The organism is Streptomyces deccanensis, from assembly GCF_022385335.1.
In the GTDB taxonomy this organism is placed as follows: Bacteria; Actinomycetota; Actinomycetes; order Streptomycetales; family Streptomycetaceae; genus Streptomyces; species Streptomyces deccanensis.
In genome coordinates this window covers 7275322-7292475 of record NZ_CP092431.1, presented here as the reverse complement: position 1 = coordinate 7292475, position 17154 = coordinate 7275322, and the positions used below count along the sequence as shown (strand labels likewise).

The following is a 17154-nucleotide window of genomic DNA, read 5'->3' as shown; positions in this document are numbered from 1 at the left end:
TGACTCCTGTTCTTCTCTTCGGTCAGAGCGCGTCCGGGCCGCGCTCGCCGGTCCGGACCCGTACGGCCGTCTCGACCGGGAGGGACCAGACCTTGCCGTCACCGATCTTGCCGGTGCGGGCGGCCTTGACGATGACGTCGATCAGCTGTTCGGCGTCGTCGTCCTCGGCCAGAACCTCGATCCGGATCTTGGGAACCAGGTCGACCGTGTACTCGGCGCCGCGGTACACCTCGGTGTGTCCCCGCTGCCGACCGTACCCACTGGCCTCGGTCACCGTAAGTCCGTGCACCCCGAAGGCCTGCAGGGCTTCCTTGATCTCGTCGAGCCGGTGCGGCTTGACGACCGCGGTGATCAGCTTCATGCCTCGACCTTCTTGCTCTCAGTGGCGGCAGCGACGCTGCTCGTGGTGCTGGAGGAGATGTGCGAACCGGCGGCCGAGCTGAAGTCGTACGCGGTCTCGGCGTGCAGGGCCTGGTCGACACCGGTGACCTCGTCCTCCTCGGACGCCCGGAAGCCGATCGTCTTCTGGATGGCGAAGGCGATGAGCCAGGTCACCACGAAGGTGTAGCCGATGACGGAGAAGGCACCGGTGGCCTGCTTGCCGAACTGGTCCCAGCCGCCCGCCTCGGTGGCGAGGAAGCCGACCATCAGGGTGCCGATGACACCGCCGACCAGGTGGACGCCCACGACGTCGAGGGAGTCGTCGTAGCCGAGCTTGTACTTGAGGCTGACGGCCCAGGAGCAGACCGCGCCGGCGACGACACCGATCAGGATGGCGCCGAAGGCGTTGACGTGACCGCCGGACGGGGTGATCGCGACGAGACCCGCGACGGCGCCGGAGCAGGCCCCGAGGGTGGTGAACGCACCGTGGCGGATGCGCTCGTAGATCAGCCAGCCGATGATGGCCGCGGCGGTGGCGATCTGCGTGTTGATGGCCATGCGGGCGGTGGTGCCGTCGACACCGAGCCAGGAACCGGCGTTGAAGCCGAACCAGCCGAACCAGAGCAGGGCGGTGCCGATCAGGACCAGCGGCAGGCTGTGCGGCCGCATCGGGTCCTTCTTGAAGCCGATCCGCTTGCCCACGACGAGGACCGCGGCGAGCGCGCCGATACCGGCGTTGATGTGGACCGCCGTACCACCGGCGAAGTCGATGACGCCCATGTCGAAGAGCCAGCCGCCCGGCGCCCAGACCCAGTGCGCGACCGGGAAGTACGCGAGGGTGACCCAGAGCGCGACGAAGATCATCCAGGCGCTGAACTTGACGCGGTCGGCGAGCGCGCCGCTCATCAGGGCCGGGGTGATCACCGCGAACAGCATCTGGAAGAGGATGAACGAGAACGCGGCGATCTTGTGCGGCTCGCCCTTGGCGTTGGTGGCGAAGCTGTCGACCGTGCTCGTGATGTCGATGCCCTTGAGACCGATGGCGTCGAGGTTGCCGATGACGTGGCCGACGTCACCGCTGAACGCGAGCGAGTAGCCGTACAGCACCCACAGGATGCTGACGATGCCCAGCGAGATGAAGGACATCATCAGCATGTTCAGCACGCTCTTGGCACGGACCATGCCGCCGTAGAAGAGCGCCAGGCCCGGCGTCATCACCATGACGAGCGCCGCACTGATCAATACGAATCCGGTATCTGTGCCGTTCAATGCCGGTATCTCCTCGTGGTCGGAACGGCCCGTGCGGATGCGGAAGCTGGGGAGCTATCGGGGAGGGCCGACTGTGCTGAGGAGACTGACGCAGCACCGTTTCGCCGGGAGTTTGGAAATGTTTCCCGGAGGTGACGAAGGCCCCCATCACGTTACAGACAGGTGAAACGTGAATGGCGGAGGACGCATCCCGTGTGGGGCCCAGCCTCTGTGGGGCCCTCGACGGATAACGGTTTCGTATCCGATGGAACTTCCGGGGGAGTCTCCGGTGCGACGCCCCGAACGGACCGACCGCGGCAGGCCATCCGATGACCTGGCATGGGGGAGCCGAGTCGGGCAGTTCGGGATGGCCGGCCGCGGCCGGCGTGGAGGGGCCCCGGCGGTGCGCCGGGCCGGGTCAGACCGCTTCGGCGGTCTCCGGGAGGTGGACGGCGAGCTGGTCGGTGAGGTCGACGACCTCGGCGAGACCACCGAAATCGCGTACGGCCGTGTCGACCGTCTTGCGGATGCGGGTGTTGACCCGCTCGGAGCGGACCTTGCGGGCCACGTCCATGGCCTCCTTGGCCATGGCGACCCCCTGCTCGGGCTCACGCTGGAGCAGGTGCACGGTGGCCATGCCGATGAGGTTCAGCGCGTACGACCGCTGGTGTTCGGTGTCCGTGGCGAAGAGCTCGACGGCCCGGCGCATCACAGGCTCGGCGAGGGAGGCGTAGGTCGGGCTGCGGCCGGCGACATAGGCGAGGTCGCGGTAGGAGTGGCTGTTCTCGCCGTGCAGTTCGGCCTCGTTGAAGAAGCGGATCCAGTCGGGGTCCGGGTCGTCCCACTCCTCGGCGTCCGCGAAGACATCCTCGGCCATCCGCACGGCCCGTTTGCACTTGCCGGGCTGGCCCATGTTGGCGTAGGCGCGGGCCTCCATCGCATACAGCATCGACTGGGTGCGGGGGCTCGCGCAGTCACGGCTGCCGTACTGGGCGAGATGGATCAGTTCGAGCGCGTCGTCGGGGCGGCCGAGGTGGATCATCTGGCGGCTCATGCTGGACAGGACGTACGAACCGAGGGGCTTGTCGCCCGCCTCCTTGGCCGCGTGCAGGGCGAGGACGAAGTACTTCTGGGCGGTCGGCTGGAGCCCGATGTCGTAGCTCATCCAGCCGGCCAGTTCGGCCAGTTCGGCGGCGACCTTGAACAGCCTCCGGGTGGTGGCCTCGGGCTGCGGCTCCTGGAGGAGGTCGGTCACCTCGTGCAGCTGGCCGACGACCGCCTTGCGGCGCAGACCGCCGCCGCACTGGGCGTCCCACTGCCGGAACATCACGGTCGTGGATTCGAGGAGGTCCAGCTCCGGCTGGGAGAGCCGGCCGGCGCGGCGGGCGACGGGCGACGGCTCGGGCTCGGCGCGCGGGGCGGGGGGTGCGGGGACGAGCCAGCGCTGCATCGGCTCGATGAGGGCCGGGCCCGCGGAGAGGGCGAGCGAGCTCCCGAGGAAGCCGCGCCGCGCCAGCATCAGGTCGCTGCGCGAGAACTCGCTGATCAGCGCCACGGTCTGCGGGCCCGTCCAGGGCAGGTCGACACCGGAGACGGACGGGGACTGGTGGGCCGCGCGCAGCCCCAGGTCCTCCACGGCGACGACACAGCCGAACCGCTCGGAGAACAGCTCGGACAGGATCCGCGGGATCGGCTCGCGCGGGTTCTCCCCGTCGAGCCACCGTCGTACGCGGGAGGTGTCGGTGGAGATGTGGTTGGCGCCGAGCTGGCGGGCCCGGCGGTTCACCTGCCGGGCGAGCTCGCCCTTGGACCAGCCGCTGCGGACGAACCACGAACCGAGCAGTTCGTTCGGGCGCTTCTCAGCGTTCGTGCCACTTCCGCCGTTGCCGCCCACTGGAACGCCCCCATCCCTGAAACCACTTGTGCGCTGTGTGCGCCAAGCCCTACCAGAATGCCGGTTACCACGCCGTACGTCCGACCTTCGTCACCCATCGAACGGAAAGACGACTTGCCTCCGGCATACCCACGAGCGTGTACGTCCCCAGACCCCGTGCACTCAAAGTAATCCTACGATCACGCGTCCGGCCACGGCGATTCCAGAAACGCCACCATTCGCCACCCCTTCGAATGAACTAACGGTCGCTCGTCCGCGATTCACTTGACACATGACGGCCGGGAGCGGGCGGAGCGATGCATTCAGGGGCGCGCGTCGCCGACCGCACCACCCGTGGTGCCGTGGTGCGCCGCCCGCGCGGAAGCAGAGCGTCGCATGACGACTCCGTCGCGTAACCACCCGCGCGCTGGACCCGTTGGAGGGGGCATGGGCTTCACGATCGGCGGCATCCGGGAGATGCGATCCGGCACGCGTCGACGCGGCCGTACCTCGGAGTGCACGGCCGTGGCCGAGTTCACCGGCCTCTGGGGATGGGACGTCGTCCCCGGCGCGCGGACGGCTTCGGGCGCGTGCTCGTGCGGCAGGACCACCTGCTCCGCGCCCGGCGCGCATCCCCTCGGCTTCGCGCCTCCCGTCCGCGCCGGAGCGACGCTCGACGAGGTGACCGAGGCCTGGGCCGAGTTCCCCGGCGCCTCCGTGATGCTGCCGGTGGGCCGCTCGTTCGACGTGATCGAGGTCGCCGAGTCGGCCGGGCGACACGCCGTGGCCCGCCTGGAACGCATGGGCCTCCCCGTCGGCCCCGTGATCGCCACCCCCGAGGGCCGCGCCCACTTCTTCGTCGCCCCCGGCGCCGCAGCCGAGCTGCCCTCCCTGCTCTACCGCATGGGCTGGGACGACCCCTCCGCCCTGGACCTGCGCGGTCTCGGCCCCGGCACCCATGTCACCGCCCCGCCGTCCGACCGCGGCGGCCTCGGCCCGGTCCGCTGGCTCCGCTCCCCCGCGCTCGACTCGGCGACCAGGCCACCGGCCGCGCGACTGCTGCTGGGCACCCTGGCCTATGTGGCGCACCGGTCCCGGGCCTGACCCCGGCCGCTGCCCGCACAGCGAAGCGCCCGTCCCCGACTGCACCTCGGGGGCGGGCGCTTCTCCGCTACCACTTCCGAAATTTCGGAGGCTCCTGCGGCCTGTCAGTCGCCGATGAGCGCATCCACGAACGCCTCGGGCTCGAACGGCGCCAGGTCGTCCGCTCCCTCTCCCAGGCCGACGAGCTTCACGGGCACCCCCAGCTCGCGCTGCACGGCGATCACGATGCCGCCCTTGGCGGTGCCGTCGAGCTTGGTGAGGACGATGCCGGTGATGTCGACGACCTCGGCGAAGACCCGCGCCTGGACGAGACCGTTCTGACCGGTGGTGGCGTCGAGGACGAGCAGGATCTCGTCCAGCGGCGCGTGCTTCTCGACGACGCGCTTGACCTTGCCGAGCTCGTCCATGAGGCCGGTCTTGGTGTGCAGCCGGCCGGCGGTGTCGATGAGGACGACGTCGGCGCCCTCCTCGATGCCCTCCTTGACCGCGTCGAAGGCGATCGACGCCGGGTCGCCGCCCTCGGGACCGCGCACGGTACGGGCACCGACGCGCTCGCCCCAGGTCTGGAGCTGGTCGGCGGCCGCGGCACGGAAGGTGTCGGCGGCGCCGAGGACGACGTTCTTGCCGTCGGCGACGAGGACGCGCGCGAGCTTGCCGGTGGTCGTGGTCTTGCCGGTGCCGTTGACGCCGACGACCATCACGATGCCCGGGGTGTCGAGCGGCGACTCGGTGTGGACCGCGCGGTCGAACTCGGGGACGAGGATCTTCAGCAGCTCCTCGCGCAGCAGCGTGCGCAGCTCCGCCGGGGTGCGGGTGCCGAGCACCTTCACCCGCTCGCGCAGCCGTTCGACCAGCTCCTGGGTGGGCTGGACGCCCACGTCGGCGGTGAGGAGGGTGTCCTCGATCTCCTCCCAGGTGTCGTCGTCGAGGTGCTCGCGCGAGAGCAGCGTGAGCAGCCCCTTGCCCAGCGCGTTCTGGGAGCGGGAGAGCCGGGCGCGCAGCCGTACCAGACGGCCGGCGGTCGGTTCGGGGATCTCGATCTCGGGGGCGGCGGGCGGTTCCGCGACGGCCACGGGCGCCGACGCCGAACCGTCGGGGAGATCCACCTCCTCGATCGTCCGGCGCGGTTCGTCGCGCGGCGTCTCGGCCTCGTCGCCGACGTGCGGCTCGGCCGGGGGGGCGGTGATGTCGGGTGTCGTGGGGGGAGCCGGGGGCAGCGGCTTCTTCCTGCGGCTGCCTACGACGAGCCCGCCCAGCACGCCGAGCACGACCACGGCGATGACTACAGCAAGGATGAGTTCCATAACGGGACCAGTATGCGGGACCGGTCCCCGACGCGTTCGATCGCCGTACGGGGGGACACGGCTCTTCCACACCCCTGGCTACCTGACGAACCGTCAGCTAACGTCCCCCTTCACAGCCGCCCGAAGGGGGTCCCCATGCCCGTCACGGTCGTCCGTTTCAATCTGGTCGAGCCCGGCGCCACGCCCAGCTCGCTGCGGGCCCGCTACCGGGCCGCCGTCGAGATGGCCGCGTACGCCGACGAGCAGGGCATCGCCACCGTGCAGACGGAGGAGCACCACGGAGTCGAGAACAACTGGCTGCCGTCGCCGTTCGTCTTCGCGGGGGCGGTGTTCGGGGCCACGCGGCGGATCGCGGTCACCGTGTCGGCGATGATCGGGCCGCTGCACGATCCGCTGCGGCTGGCGGAGGACATCGCCGTACTGGATCTGGTGAGCGGCGGGCGGCTGGTGACCGTGGCCGGGATCGGGTACCGGCCGGAGGAGTACGCGCAGTTCGACGTGGAGTGGGAGAGGCGCGGCACGCTGCAGGACGAGGTGCTGGAGACGCTGCTCCGGGCGTGGACGGGCGAGCCGTTCGCCTACCGGGGGCGCACGGTCCGGGTCACCCCGCGTCCGGGCACCGAGCCCCATCCGCTGCTGCTGGTCGGCGGTTCCTCCAGGGCGGCCGCGCGCCGGGCGGCACGTCTGGGACTCCCCTTCTTCCCGAGCGCGCATCTGCCGGAGCTGGAGTCGTACTACAAGGAGCGGCTCGTGGAGTACGGCACGGAGGGCTGGACGATGATGCCCGCCGCCGAGACGCCGCTGCTGCACGTCGCGGAGGATCCGGACCGGGCGTGGGCCGAGTACGGCGGCCACTTCCTGCACGAGGCGCGGACGTACGCCTCCTGGCAGTCGGCCGGCATCCGGTCGGCCGTGCGGTCGGGGGCGTCGACGGTGGCGGAGCTGCGCGCGGAGGGCGTGTACCGGATCGTCACGCCGGACGAGTGCGTGGCGCTGGGCCTGGACAACTACGTCCTGCATCCGCTGGCCGGCGGGATGCCCCTCGAGGAGGGGTGGCGGGGTCTGCGCCTGTTCGCCGAGCGGGTACTGCCGCGCCTCGCCGGCTGACCTTCGCCCACCCCGGCGAACCGCTGCCCCGGCCCGCTCGGCGGTCGGGCCGGGACGGCGGTGAGGTTCGAGACTCCCCCTAGCCCATCTCCTCCAGCGCCTTGCCCTTCGTCTCCTTCACGAACTTCCAGACGAACGGGATGGAGAGCGCGGCGAAGACCGTGTAGATCACGTACGTGACGGAGAGGTTCCAGTCGGCCAGGGACGGGAAGCTCGCGGTGATGGCCCAGTTGGCGATCCACTGGGCGGAGGCCGCGACGCCGAGGGCCGCGGCGCGGATCCGGTTGGGGAACATCTCGCCGAGCATGACCCAGACGACGACGCCCCAGGAGAGGGCGAAGAAGAGGACGAAGACATGGGCGGCGATCAGGGCGACCCAGCCCTGGGTGGCGGGGAGCTTGCCGTCGACGAGGTCGTAGGAGAAGGCCCAGGCTTCGAGGGCGAGGCCGATGACCATGCCGACGGAGCCGATGAGGGCGAGCGGCTTGCGGCCGATCCGGTCGACGAAGATCATCGCGATGACGGTGCCGACGATGTTGATGATCGAGGTCGTGAAGGAGTAGAAGAACGACTCGCTGGGGTCGACGCCCACGGACTGCCACAGCGTCGCGGAGTAGTAGAAGGCGACGTTGATGCCCACGAACTGCTGGAAGACCGACAGGCCGATGCCGATCCAGACGATCGGCTTGAAGAGGAAGCTGCCGCCGAGCAGGTCCTTGAAGGTCGACTTGTCCTCGCGCCGCATGGCCGACTCGATCTCGGCCACCCGGGCGTCCAGGTCGACGTCGTCGCCCTCGACCTCGGCAAGCACCTCACGGGCGCGCTCGTGCTTGCCGACGGAGATCAGGAAGCGCGGGGACTCGGGGATCGCGAAGGAGAGCAGGCCGTAGAGCACGGCCGGGACGACCATGACGCCGAGCATGATCTGCCAGGCCTCCAGGCCGAGCAGTTCACCGCGCTGGTCGCCGTCGGCGGCGTTGAGGATGCCCCAGTTGACGAGCTGGGAGACGGCGATGCCGACGACGATCGCGGCCTGCTGGAACGAGCCGAGGCGGCCCCGGTAGGCGGGCGGGGCGACCTCGGCGATGTAGGCGGGGCCGATGACGGACGCCATGCCGATGGCGAAGCCGCCGACGGTCCGCCAGAAGGCGAGGTCCCAGAGCGCGAAGGGGAGCGCGGAACCGACGGCGCTGACCGTGAAGAGGGCGGCCGCGATCTGCATGCACCGGATGCGGCCGATGCGGTCGGCTATCCGTCCCGCGGTGGCCGCCCCGACGGCGCAGCCGATGAGGGCGACGGCGATGACCTGTGCCAGGGCCGTGGAGCCGATGTCGTAGCGGTGGCGGATGGCCTCGACGGCGCCGTTGATCACGGCGCTGTCGTAGCCGAAGAGGAAGCCGCCCATCGCGGCCGCCGCCGCGATGAAGATCACGTGCGAGAGATGGTCGGGCTGGGCGCCGCGAGCTCCTGCCCTGGGCTGCGCTGTGCTGGTCACGTCTGTACTCCTCGGCGGGCACGTCGCCGATGTCGGGGGAACGGGCCTGATGATCTGCTGGACCAGCCCCGCCTACCCGCGCTCGGAATCGCCTAACGCAGCCGCTGGCTGATCACCTTCGAGACACCGTCGCCCTGCATCGACACGCCGTACAGCGCGTCGGCGACCTCCATGGTCCGCTTCTGGTGGGTGATCACGATCAGCTGCGACGCCTCCTGCAGCTCCTGCATGATCCGGATCAGCCGCTGGAGGTTGGTGTCGTCGAGCGCCGCCTCGACCTCGTCCATCACATAGAACGGGCTGGGCCGCGCCTTGAAGATCGACACCAGCATGGCGACGGCGGTCAGCGAACGCTCCCCGCCGGAGAGCAGGGACAGCCGCTTGACCTTCTTGCCCGGCGGCCTGGCCTCGACGTCGACGCCGGTGGTGAGCATGTTGTCCGGGTCGGTGAGGATCAGCCGTCCCTCGCCTCCCGGGAAGAGCCGGCCGAACACCCCCTCGAACTCCCGTGCGGTGTCCCAGTACGCCTCGGTGAAGACCTGCTCGACCCGCTCGTCGACCTCCTTCACCACCTGCAGCAGATCGGCGCGGGTCTTCTTCAGGTCCTCCAGCTGCTCGCTGAGGAACTTGTGCCGCTCCTCCAGCGCCGCGAACTCCTCCAGCGCCAGCGGATTGACCTTGCCGAGCTGCTGGTACGCCCGCTCGGCCGCCCTGAGCCGCTTCTCCTGCTCGGCCCGGTGGAACGTCTTCGGCTGGTTGCGGGGATGCTCCGGGTCCTCCGGCAGCTCCTCCCCCTCCGCCGGCGGCGACGGCGGGACCAGCTGGTCGGGTCCGTACTCCGCGATCAGCCCCTCCGGTTCGACGCCCAGCTCCTCCAGCGCCTTGGTCTCCAGCTGCTCGATCCGCATCCGCTTCTCGGCACCGAGCACCTCGCCCCGGTGGACGGAGTCGGTCAGCTTGTCCAGCTCCGCCTTGAGCTCACGCCCCTCGCCACGAGCCTGCCCGAGTTCCTGCTCGCGGCGTGCCTTGGCCGCGTCGGCGGCGGTGCGTTCCCGCTCCGCGCGCCCGAGGGAGACCTCGACGTGGCGGAGCAGCTGCCGGGCGCCGGAGGCGACGGCCTCGGCCACGGCCGCCTCGTGCCGCAGCCGTGCCCTGCGCTGTTCGGCTCGCGCCCGCGCCTCGCGCTCGGCGCGCGCGGCGCGGTCGAGCGAATCCGCGCGCCCCGCGAGCCCCTTGACCCGCTCCTCGTGCGTCCGCACCTGGAGGCGGGCCTCCATCTCGGTCTGCCGCGCGTTGGCCCCGTCCGCCGCGAGCCGATCCCGTACGAAGGTGTCCGGCTCCTCCTCGACGGGCATCTCCTCGGCCACCGCGAGCCGTTCGGCCAGCTCCTCGGCGTCCTGTACGGCCTTGTCGAGCGCCTCCTGGGCGCGTGCGGCGGCGGCCGTGGACCGCTCGGCCTCCCCGGCGGCGCCTCGCGCCTGCCCGGCCAGCCGCCCGAGCTGCTGGGCGACGGCGGACTTCTCCCGCTCGCCCGCCCGGCGCCGCTCCCCCAGCTCCTCCACGGTTCCGGCCCGCTCGCGGCGCAGCTCGACCGCGTTCTGCTGGGCCTCGGCCAACTCCTCGCACCGTACGGCCAGTTCCTCCAGCTCGGCCGCCGCCTCGTCGACGGCGGCCTGCACCTCCAGCAGGCTCGGTGCCCCGGCCGAGCCGCCGTGGGCGAAGTGGGCTCCGAGCAGGTCGCCCTCGGCGGTGACCGCGGTGAGGTCGGGGCGCGCGTAGACGAGGGCCTCGGCGTCTTCGAGGGTGTCCACGACGACGATGCGGTGGAGGAGGCGGCGGACTGCGGGGGTGAGGTCGGAGGGGGCTCGGACCAGGTCCGCGGCGAAGTATGCGGGAGGGGATGCAGGGAGGGGGTGCCTGTCGTCCGTGGGTCCGTCGTGGCTGGTCACGCCGTTCCCCACGCCCCTTGGCGAGGCGGAGGTCAGGTCTTCGGGCGCCCCTGCCAGCAGCAGGGCCGCCCGGCCCGCGTCCTGTTTGCGCAGCAGGCGGATGGCCTCGGCGGCGGAGGCCGGGCTCGTCACGGCGATCGCGTCGGCGGCCGCGCCGAAGGCCGCCGCCAGTGCGACCTCGTGCCCCGGGGTCACCGTCAGGAGCTCGGCGGCCGGACCCAGCAACCCCCCGAGCCGGTCCTTCGCACCGAGCAGCGCGCCCGTGCCGTCCTTGCGGCGCAGGCCCAGGGCGAGGGCTTCGTGGCGGGCCTGAGTGGCGGCGCGGCGGCGTTCGGCTGTGGTCGTGGCCTCGCGGGCGGCGGCGAGGGCGGCCTCGGCCTCGGCCAGGGCGCGCTTCGCGGCGTCGTGCTGTTCGGCCAGGTCGGAGTCGTCGGCGTCGAGGTGGTCGACCTCGGCCTTGAGCGCCTCGTACTCCTCCTGCGCCGCGGCGGCGCGTTCGCGTGCCTCGTCACGGGCGGCGGCGAGGCGGTCGATCTCGGACTGGGCCGAGGCCGCCCGGGAGCGGGCGGCGTTGACCTGTCCGCCCAGGCGGGCGAGGCTCTCGCGGCGGTCGGCGATGGAACGGGCGACGTCCTTCAGCCGGCGTTCCTCGACCATCAGTTCGCGCTCCAGCTCGGCGCGGTGCTCGACCGTGTCCTCCAGGGCCCGCTCGGCCGCCTCCAGAGCCGCTTCGAGTTCGGCCTCCTGTTCGCGGATGCGGGCCGCCTCGCGCTCCATGTCCTCCGGGTCACGGCCGCGCCGCTCCTCGGGGGGCGCGGAGGTGGCGCTCTTGACCCGGGCGTCCGCCAGGGAGATCGTGCCGCGCACCCGTTCGGCGAGCTGCGACAGCTCGTACCAGGTCTCCTGGGCGCGCTGGAGGCGCGGAGCGAGCCGGCGCACCTCCCCCTCCAGCTGGGCCTCCCGCTGGAGCGCCTTCTTCAGCTCGCTCTCGGCGGCCTCCTTGCGCTGCTTCAGCGCGGCCTCGTCGGCGACCTCCGTACGGAGCGCCGCGTGGAGGCGTACGAGATCGTCGGCGAGCAGGCGCAGGCGTGCGTCGCGCAGGTCGGCCTGGATGACGGCGGCCCGGCGGGCGACGGCGGCCTGGCGGCCCAGCGGCTTGAGCTGGCGGCGGAGTTCGTCGGTGAGGTCCTGGACGCGGGCCAGGTTGGCCTGCATGGCGTCCAGTTTCCGGAGCGCCTTCTCCTTGCGCTTGCGGTGCTTGAGGACCCCGGCGGCCTCCTCGATGAAGGCGCGGCGGCCCATGGGGTCGGCGTGCAGGACGGAGTCGAGCTGGCCCTGGCCGACGATGACGTGCATCTCGCGGCCGATGCCGGAGTCGGAGAGCAGGTCCTGGATGTCGAGGAGTCGGCAGGTGTCGCCGTTGATCTGGTACTCGCTGCCGCCGTTGCGGAACATGATCCGCGTGATCGTGACCTCGGAGTACTCGATGGGGAGGGCCCCGTCGGAGTTGTCGATGGTCAGGGACACCTCCGCGCGGCCGAGCGGGGGACGCCCGGTGGTGCCGGCGAAGATGACGTCCTCCATCTTTCCGCCGCGCAGCGACTTGGCGCCCTGTTCGCCCATGACCCAGCTGAGCGCGTCCACGACGTTGGACTTGCCCGAACCGTTGGGCCCGACGACGCACGTGATGCCCGGTTCGAACCGGAGCGTGGTCGCCGAGGCGAACGATTTGAACCCTCGGAGGGTCAGGGCCTTGAGGTGCACGGCGCTGGACTCTACCTTCCGGCCTTGTCTCACTCCATGAACGCGCGGTTTCGCCCATGAACGTGCAGGGCACATCAGACGTTAAAGAGGGTGAGGTGGGTTCGGGGGCCGGGGACCGAGGCGGGGCTCGGAACAACTTGGGACAGAAAGAAGGGACGCCTCGAGAGAAGGCGTCCCTTGCAGATCTGACAACTTAGCGGTTGATACGGGCAGCCCAACCACTGCTGTCTGTCGTGCTGCGATGCAGTGATCAGGTGAGCGCAGGCTCCGCCTGGCGTGCGTCGAGCTCCATGAGCGAGTCGTGAGAAGCGGCAGCCGTCAGCGCGTCGTTCTCCGCCTGGATGCGTCCGAGCTCGGATTCCAGGTCCTGGACACGCTGCTGGAGCCGTCGCATCTCGGCGAGGAGTCGCGGGTCGGAGCCGCCGACGTAACCGAGAAGCGCCTTTGCCATGATGGATGGTCCTCCACACTGAGTGACCGACCGAAGCGGTGTGGGTCGTGAGGGAAACGCACCCGCGATGCTTGGCACTGTTGAGTTTTTGCTGCCGTCTTCATGCCAAACAGCTAAGGTGCGCGGGGTTGCTTTTAGCGTCTCACCAAAAAGTTTGACGGTCAACACGATCACGCCCCGCAATGGCGGGCATCCCACTGCCGCGCGGCCCCGAACGGGCGACGCTGCGGCGTTTCCGGGACCTCTCCTGGCCGGCGGAGCGAGGGGATCATCCTTTCGTCGGAGCCTGCCACGACAAACGCGTCTTGGCAATCACCTGCACATTTCTGGTTTGTGCATGCTCCTGGCATATGCCGGTGGCGCTCCCCTCCGCTCTCGCCCGGCTCCTCACGCCCGGCGGATCAGCGGATGGCGAAGCCCTCGTACCCCCCTCGCGGTGTGTCCCAGATCTCGGTCACACCCACCACGCGCCCGGGCGTGTCGTCACTCTGGAGCCACTCCAGCAGCCCCTGGCACGCCTCGCGCGGGCCCTCGGCGACCACCTGGACCCGTCCGTCGGCCAAATTGAGAGCAAAACCACTCAGGCCGCCGATCTCCAGGGCCCTGGCCCGGGTGAACCAGCGGAAACCCACACCTTGCACCCGTCCACGCACCCAGGCGACCAGCCGTACATCCTCGCTCATGCCTGCACGCTAACGGGCCAATGTCTCCTGGGTCTCTCCCTCCCCTGGCGCCATGCTGTACCGTCCCGACCCAATGAATCTCATATGAAACTCACTCCTTCGTGTGAGATTCGTGAAGAACACGATCACAACGTTGACGGACTCCCCAACGTTGACCGCAGGACACCGCAAGGACGAGGAAGGCCAAGACATGGGACGCCACCGACGCTCCGCCGCCGGCCGCGCCGCCAGGGGGGGCCGCGCCGCCGGGGTCACTGACCGAGGCTTCGTCTCCGATGAGCCGCACTACGGTCCGGAGAACCTGTACGGGTTCGCCGAGTTCCTGGAGGCCGACGCCAAGGCCTCCGCGCGGAGCGGTGGCTCGCGCCGCCGCAAGAAGAAGACCGTGACGCCCGTGAAGACCGGTCTCCTCGGTGTCTCCGCCGCCGTCGCCCTCGGCACCGTCGCGGTGGCCACCGGGGTCCTGCCGGGCGGCGACCAGTACACGATCAGTGGCGGCAACGCCAACGAGACGGTGGTCCCCGCCGGCTCGCCGACGGGTGCGCCCATCCAGCAGGGTGGTACGGACGGCGCCGCGCAGGAACAGCGCGAGGACGAGTCCACCAGCCGCGACGCCCAGCGCGAGGCCTCTCCTACGACCCCGGCCCCCTCGACCACGCCGTCCGAGAAGAAGCCCGCCGAGGAGGCGGACAAGGTCCCCGGCTCGCAGAAGACCAAGACGCCCTCCGAGAAGCCCACCAAGGAGAAGGAGAAGGGCAAGGAGAAGGACACCACTTCTCCGGCGGAGCTCTCCTCCGAGACCCAGGCCGAGGCCGCGGTCCTCCTGCTGGTCAACGAGGAGCGGGCCAAGGCGGGCTGCCAGCCGGTGGCGGCCAACAGCGACCTGGCGAAGCTGGCCGAGGCGTTCAGCGAGGACATGGCCCTGCGCGGCTTCTTCGACCACACCGACCCCGACGGCTCGGACCCCTGGGACCGCGCGGCCGCCCTCGGGATCACCGGCCTCGGCGGCGAGAACATCGCCCGCGGCCAGGCCACCGCCGAAGCGGTCATGGAGGCCTGGATGAACAGCCCCGGCCACCGGGCGAACATCCTGAACTGCGACTTCAAGACCCTCGGAGTCGGCGTCGTCCTGGGCGACGGCGGCCCGTGGTGGACGCAGGATTTCGGCTACTGAGACGACCTCGCTAACCAACAGTTAGTGCAATCTTCTGGCTAGCGCTGTGCCGGAGTATCCTCGGGGTATGGAATCAGCCGCGCAGACCGCTGTGACGCCCGCGCGGGCCCTCGCGGGCACGGACGCCGTGAACGTCGACGAGTTCGCCTTCGACGTGTTCGCCAGGAACTGTCCTTCCCGGGGCACCCTGGAGCACGTCACGGGCCGTTGGGGCGTCCTCACGATGGGCGCGCTGCACGAGAGCTCGCTCCGCTTCAACGAGCTGCGGCGCCGCGTCGACGGCGTCAGCGAGAAGATGCTCTCCCAGACGCTGCACGCCCTGGAGCGCGACGGCCTGGTCCACCGCGACGCGCAGCCCACCAACCCGCCCCGCGTCGACTACAGCCTCACTCCGCTCGGCCGCGAGGTCTCCGAGCGCCTGCTGGCCCTCATCACCTGTGTGGAGGACCGCATGGAGGAGGTGCTCCGGTCCCGCGAGCGCTACGACGCGACGCGCGGCGCCCGCTGACACGTCGGGCAGAAGTAGCTGGACCGGTTCATCCACGGCCGCCGCCGCATGGGCGTGGCACAGCGGCGGCACGGCAGCCCCTCACGGCCGTACGCGTCCAGGGACCGGTCGAAGTACCCCGACTCGCCGTTCACGTTGACGTAGAGGCTGTCGAAGCTGGTGCCGCCCACCGCGAGGGCCGCGTTCATCACATCCCGTACGTGGCCCAGGAGTTCGGTGGTGCGCGGGCGGGTGAAACCGGCGGTGGGGCGCTCGTAGTGGATCCTCGCCCGCCAGAGCGCCTCGTCCGCGTAGATGTTGCCGACCCCGCTGATCAACGACTGGTCGAGCAGGGCCCGTTTGATCGTCGTACGCTTCCGCCGCAGTGCCTGGTGGAAGGCCTCGGCGTCGAACTGCGGGTCGAGGGGGTCGCGGGCGATGTGCGCGATGACGTCCGGCAGACCGTCGGAGGTGGTGTCGTGCAACGACAGTCCCCCGAAGGTGCGTTGGTCGACGAAGCGCAGTTCGGTGGCGAGGTCGTCCGCGAAGCGGACACGGATCCTGAGGTGCTTCTCGTCGACCGCGTCGTGCGGCTGCACGAGCAGCTGGCCGCTCATGCCGAGGTGCGCGAGAACGGCGATCCCGGTGTCCTCCACGGGCAGCCACAGGTACTTCCCACGCCGGCTGGGCTCACCGATGCGGTGCCCCTTGAGCCGGTGCGCGAAGTCCTCCGGGCCGGCCAGGTGACGGCGGATCGCCCGGGGATGCAGCACCTCGACGTCGGCGACGGTGCGGTGCGCCACCCAGCGTTCCAGACCGCGTCGGACGACCTCGACCTCGGGCAGTTCGGGCACGGGGTCCTCCGGGGGTTGAGCGGGGGGCGTGAAGGGGTGAGGTCGGGGGGTGGGTGCGGGTCCGGTGGGGCTTCTCGCGCAGTTCCCCGCGCCCCGTAAGGGCCTACGGCCCTTTCGGGCCGAAAAAGCACGGGGCGCAGCCTCTGCTTTTCAGGGGCGCGGGGAACTGCGCGACCAGCCCCCACACACCCGCACCTGACAACGCGCCGAAGCCGCCCCCTCGTCCCCTCGCGGGGCTTCGGGGGCGGCAGCCCTCGGCGTCACGCCGGGGCGGTGTCCGAAGGTGTGTCCGCGGTGTCGTCGGCGGCGGCCGCGGCCACGGCCTCGGCCGCCGCCGCCTTCGCCCGCTCGTCCGCCGCGGCGCGGATCGCACGCCAGGCGGACTCGGCCGCCTGCTGCTCCGCTTCCTTCTTGCTGCGGCCGGTGCCGGTGCCGTACGAGACGCCTCCGACGCGGGCGGCAGCTGTGAAGGTCTTCTCGTGGTCGGGGCCGGTCTCCGTGACCAGGTACTCGGGCACGCCGAGCCCCTCGGTCGCGGTGAGCTCCTGGAGACTGGTCTTCCAGTCCAGGCCGGCTCCGAGGTTCGAGGACTTCTCGATCAACGGGTCGAACAGGCGGTGCACCAGCTCCGCCGCGGAGTCGAGCCCCTGGTCGAGATAGACCGCACCGATCACCGCTTCGAGGGTGTCGGCGAGGATGGATGCCTTGTCCCGGCCGCCTGTGCCCTCTTCACCCCGGCCGAGCCGGATGAAGGAGCCGAGGTCGAGCCCGCGGCCCACCTCCGCCAGCGCACGAGAGTTGACCACCGCGGCCCGCAGCTTGGCCAGTTGGCCTTCGGGCAGGTCGGGGTGGGTGCGGTACAGCGTGTCCGTGACCACGAGGCCGAGGACGGAGTCCCCGAGGAACTCCAGGCGCTCGTTGGTGGGCAGACCGCCGTTCTCGTACGCGTACGAACGGTGCGTCAGCGCACGCACCAGAAGGGCGGACTCGAGCTGGTAGCCGAGCCGCCCTTCCAGAAGCGTGTGGGACGAGGCTGTGTTCTCCGCCTTTTTCTTGGCGTTGGTCTCCGCCTTGGCGTCAGACATAGAGCCTCTCACCAGCCGCTCAGACCTCGAGGACCTGGCGCTTGTTGTAGGTGCCGCAAGACGGGCACGCGATGTGCTGCAGCTTGGGCTCGTGGCAGCGCTCGCACGCAACCAGGGTGGGGACCGCAGCCTTCCACTGCGACCGGCGGTGGCGCGTGTTGCTGCGCGACATCTTCCGCTTCGGAACAGCCACGG

The 17154-nt window shown here is 70.6% G+C and carries 15 protein-coding genes; 4 read left to right on the top strand and 11 right to left on the bottom strand.

Going from position 1 to position 17154, the window contains the following annotated elements; all coding sequences use genetic code 11:
* Positions 1-22: 22 nt before the first annotated feature.
* The 3 genes from L3078_RS32460 to nsdA all read right to left on the bottom strand — a co-directional run bounded on the left by L3078_RS32460 (position 23) and on the right by nsdA (position 3523).
* A complete protein-coding gene (locus tag L3078_RS32460; RefSeq protein WP_003997576.1) occupies positions 23-361 on the bottom strand; it encodes a P-II family nitrogen regulator in 339 nt (112 codons plus the stop codon).
* Positions 358-1650: an ammonium transporter gene (locus L3078_RS32455; RefSeq protein WP_239757483.1), complete on the bottom strand. Its 1293-nt coding sequence runs from the start codon at positions 1648-1650 to the stop codon at positions 358-360. The genes L3078_RS32460 and L3078_RS32455 overlap by 4 nt, the downstream gene beginning before the upstream one ends.
* 397 nt (positions 1651-2047) lie before the next feature.
* The gene (gene nsdA / locus L3078_RS32450) at positions 2048-3523 is read right to left on the bottom strand and encodes a transcriptional repressor NsdA (RefSeq protein ID WP_239757482.1); all 1476 of its coding nucleotides are present in this window, start codon (positions 3521-3523) and stop codon (positions 2048-2050) included.
* A gap of 426 nt (positions 3524-3949) precedes the next feature.
* On the opposite strand from nsdA, the gene L3078_RS32445 reads away from it, so the two are divergent.
* Positions 3950-4606 carry a bifunctional DNA primase/polymerase gene (locus tag L3078_RS32445; protein WP_239757481.1) on the top strand — a complete coding sequence of 219 codons (657 nt, stop codon included), beginning with the start codon at positions 3950-3952 and terminating at the stop codon, positions 4604-4606.
* Positions 4607-4710: 104 nt separating this feature from the next.
* Here L3078_RS32445 and ftsY read toward each other — a convergent pair whose 3' ends face one another.
* Positions 4711-5910: a signal recognition particle-docking protein FtsY gene (gene ftsY, locus L3078_RS32440; RefSeq protein ID WP_239757480.1), complete on the bottom strand. Its 1200-nt coding sequence runs from the start codon at positions 5908-5910 to the stop codon at positions 4711-4713.
* Between the two features lie 135 nt (positions 5911-6045).
* Here ftsY and L3078_RS32435 point away from each other — a divergent pair, with 135 nt between their 5' ends.
* Positions 6046-7017, top strand: a complete 972-nt coding sequence (locus tag L3078_RS32435; protein ID WP_239757479.1) for an LLM class flavin-dependent oxidoreductase — start codon at positions 6046-6048, stop codon at positions 7015-7017.
* A gap of 79 nt (positions 7018-7096) precedes the next feature.
* Here the strand turns inward: L3078_RS32435 and L3078_RS32430 are convergent, their stop codons facing one another.
* The 4 genes from L3078_RS32430 to L3078_RS32415 all read right to left on the bottom strand — a co-directional run bounded on the left by L3078_RS32430 (position 7097) and on the right by L3078_RS32415 (position 13359).
* Complete coding sequence (locus tag L3078_RS32430; protein ID WP_239757478.1) at positions 7097-8512, bottom strand: sugar porter family MFS transporter; 1416 nt, start codon at positions 8510-8512, stop codon at positions 7097-7099.
* A gap of 92 nt (positions 8513-8604) precedes the next feature.
* A complete protein-coding gene (smc, locus tag L3078_RS32425; protein ID WP_239757477.1) occupies positions 8605-12225 on the bottom strand; it encodes a chromosome segregation protein SMC in 3621 nt (1206 codons plus the stop codon).
* Positions 12226-12475: 250 nt separating this feature from the next.
* Complete coding sequence (locus L3078_RS32420; RefSeq protein WP_005479841.1) at positions 12476-12676, bottom strand: hypothetical protein; 201 nt, start codon at positions 12674-12676, stop codon at positions 12476-12478.
* A gap of 401 nt (positions 12677-13077) precedes the next feature.
* The gene (locus L3078_RS32415; RefSeq protein ID WP_239757476.1) at positions 13078-13359 is read right to left on the bottom strand and encodes an acylphosphatase; all 282 of its coding nucleotides are present in this window, start codon (positions 13357-13359) and stop codon (positions 13078-13080) included.
* A 190-nt stretch (positions 13360-13549) separates the two neighbouring features.
* On the opposite strand from L3078_RS32415, the gene L3078_RS32410 reads away from it, so the two are divergent.
* Together L3078_RS32410 and L3078_RS32405 are read left to right on the top strand one after the other, a co-directional pair.
* Positions 13550-14533 (top strand): CAP domain-containing protein, encoded by a 984-nt coding sequence (locus tag L3078_RS32410; RefSeq protein WP_239757475.1) that lies wholly within the window; start codon positions 13550-13552, stop codon positions 14531-14533.
* 67 nt (positions 14534-14600) lie between these two features.
* Entirely contained in the window at positions 14601-15041 is a 441-nt protein-coding gene (locus tag L3078_RS32405) for a winged helix-turn-helix transcriptional regulator (protein ID WP_239757474.1), read from the top strand.
* On the opposite strand, the gene mutM is transcribed toward L3078_RS32405, so the two are convergent.
* From mutM to rpmF, 3 genes are all read right to left on the bottom strand, one after another.
* Positions 15014-15874 carry a bifunctional DNA-formamidopyrimidine glycosylase/DNA-(apurinic or apyrimidinic site) lyase gene (mutM, locus tag L3078_RS32400; RefSeq protein ID WP_239757473.1) on the bottom strand — a complete coding sequence of 287 codons (861 nt, stop codon included), beginning with the start codon at positions 15872-15874 and terminating at the stop codon, positions 15014-15016. The two genes, L3078_RS32405 and mutM, sit on opposite strands and share 28 nt — an antisense overlap.
* 260 nt (positions 15875-16134) lie before the next feature.
* Complete coding sequence (rnc, locus tag L3078_RS32395; RefSeq protein ID WP_392310299.1) at positions 16135-16959, bottom strand: ribonuclease III; 825 nt, start codon at positions 16957-16959, stop codon at positions 16135-16137.
* A gap of 19 nt (positions 16960-16978) precedes the next feature.
* Positions 16979-17152 carry a 50S ribosomal protein L32 gene (gene rpmF, locus L3078_RS32390; RefSeq protein ID WP_007493396.1) on the bottom strand — a complete coding sequence of 58 codons (174 nt, stop codon included), beginning with the start codon at positions 17150-17152 and terminating at the stop codon, positions 16979-16981.
* Between the last annotated feature and the right edge of the window lie 2 nt (positions 17153-17154).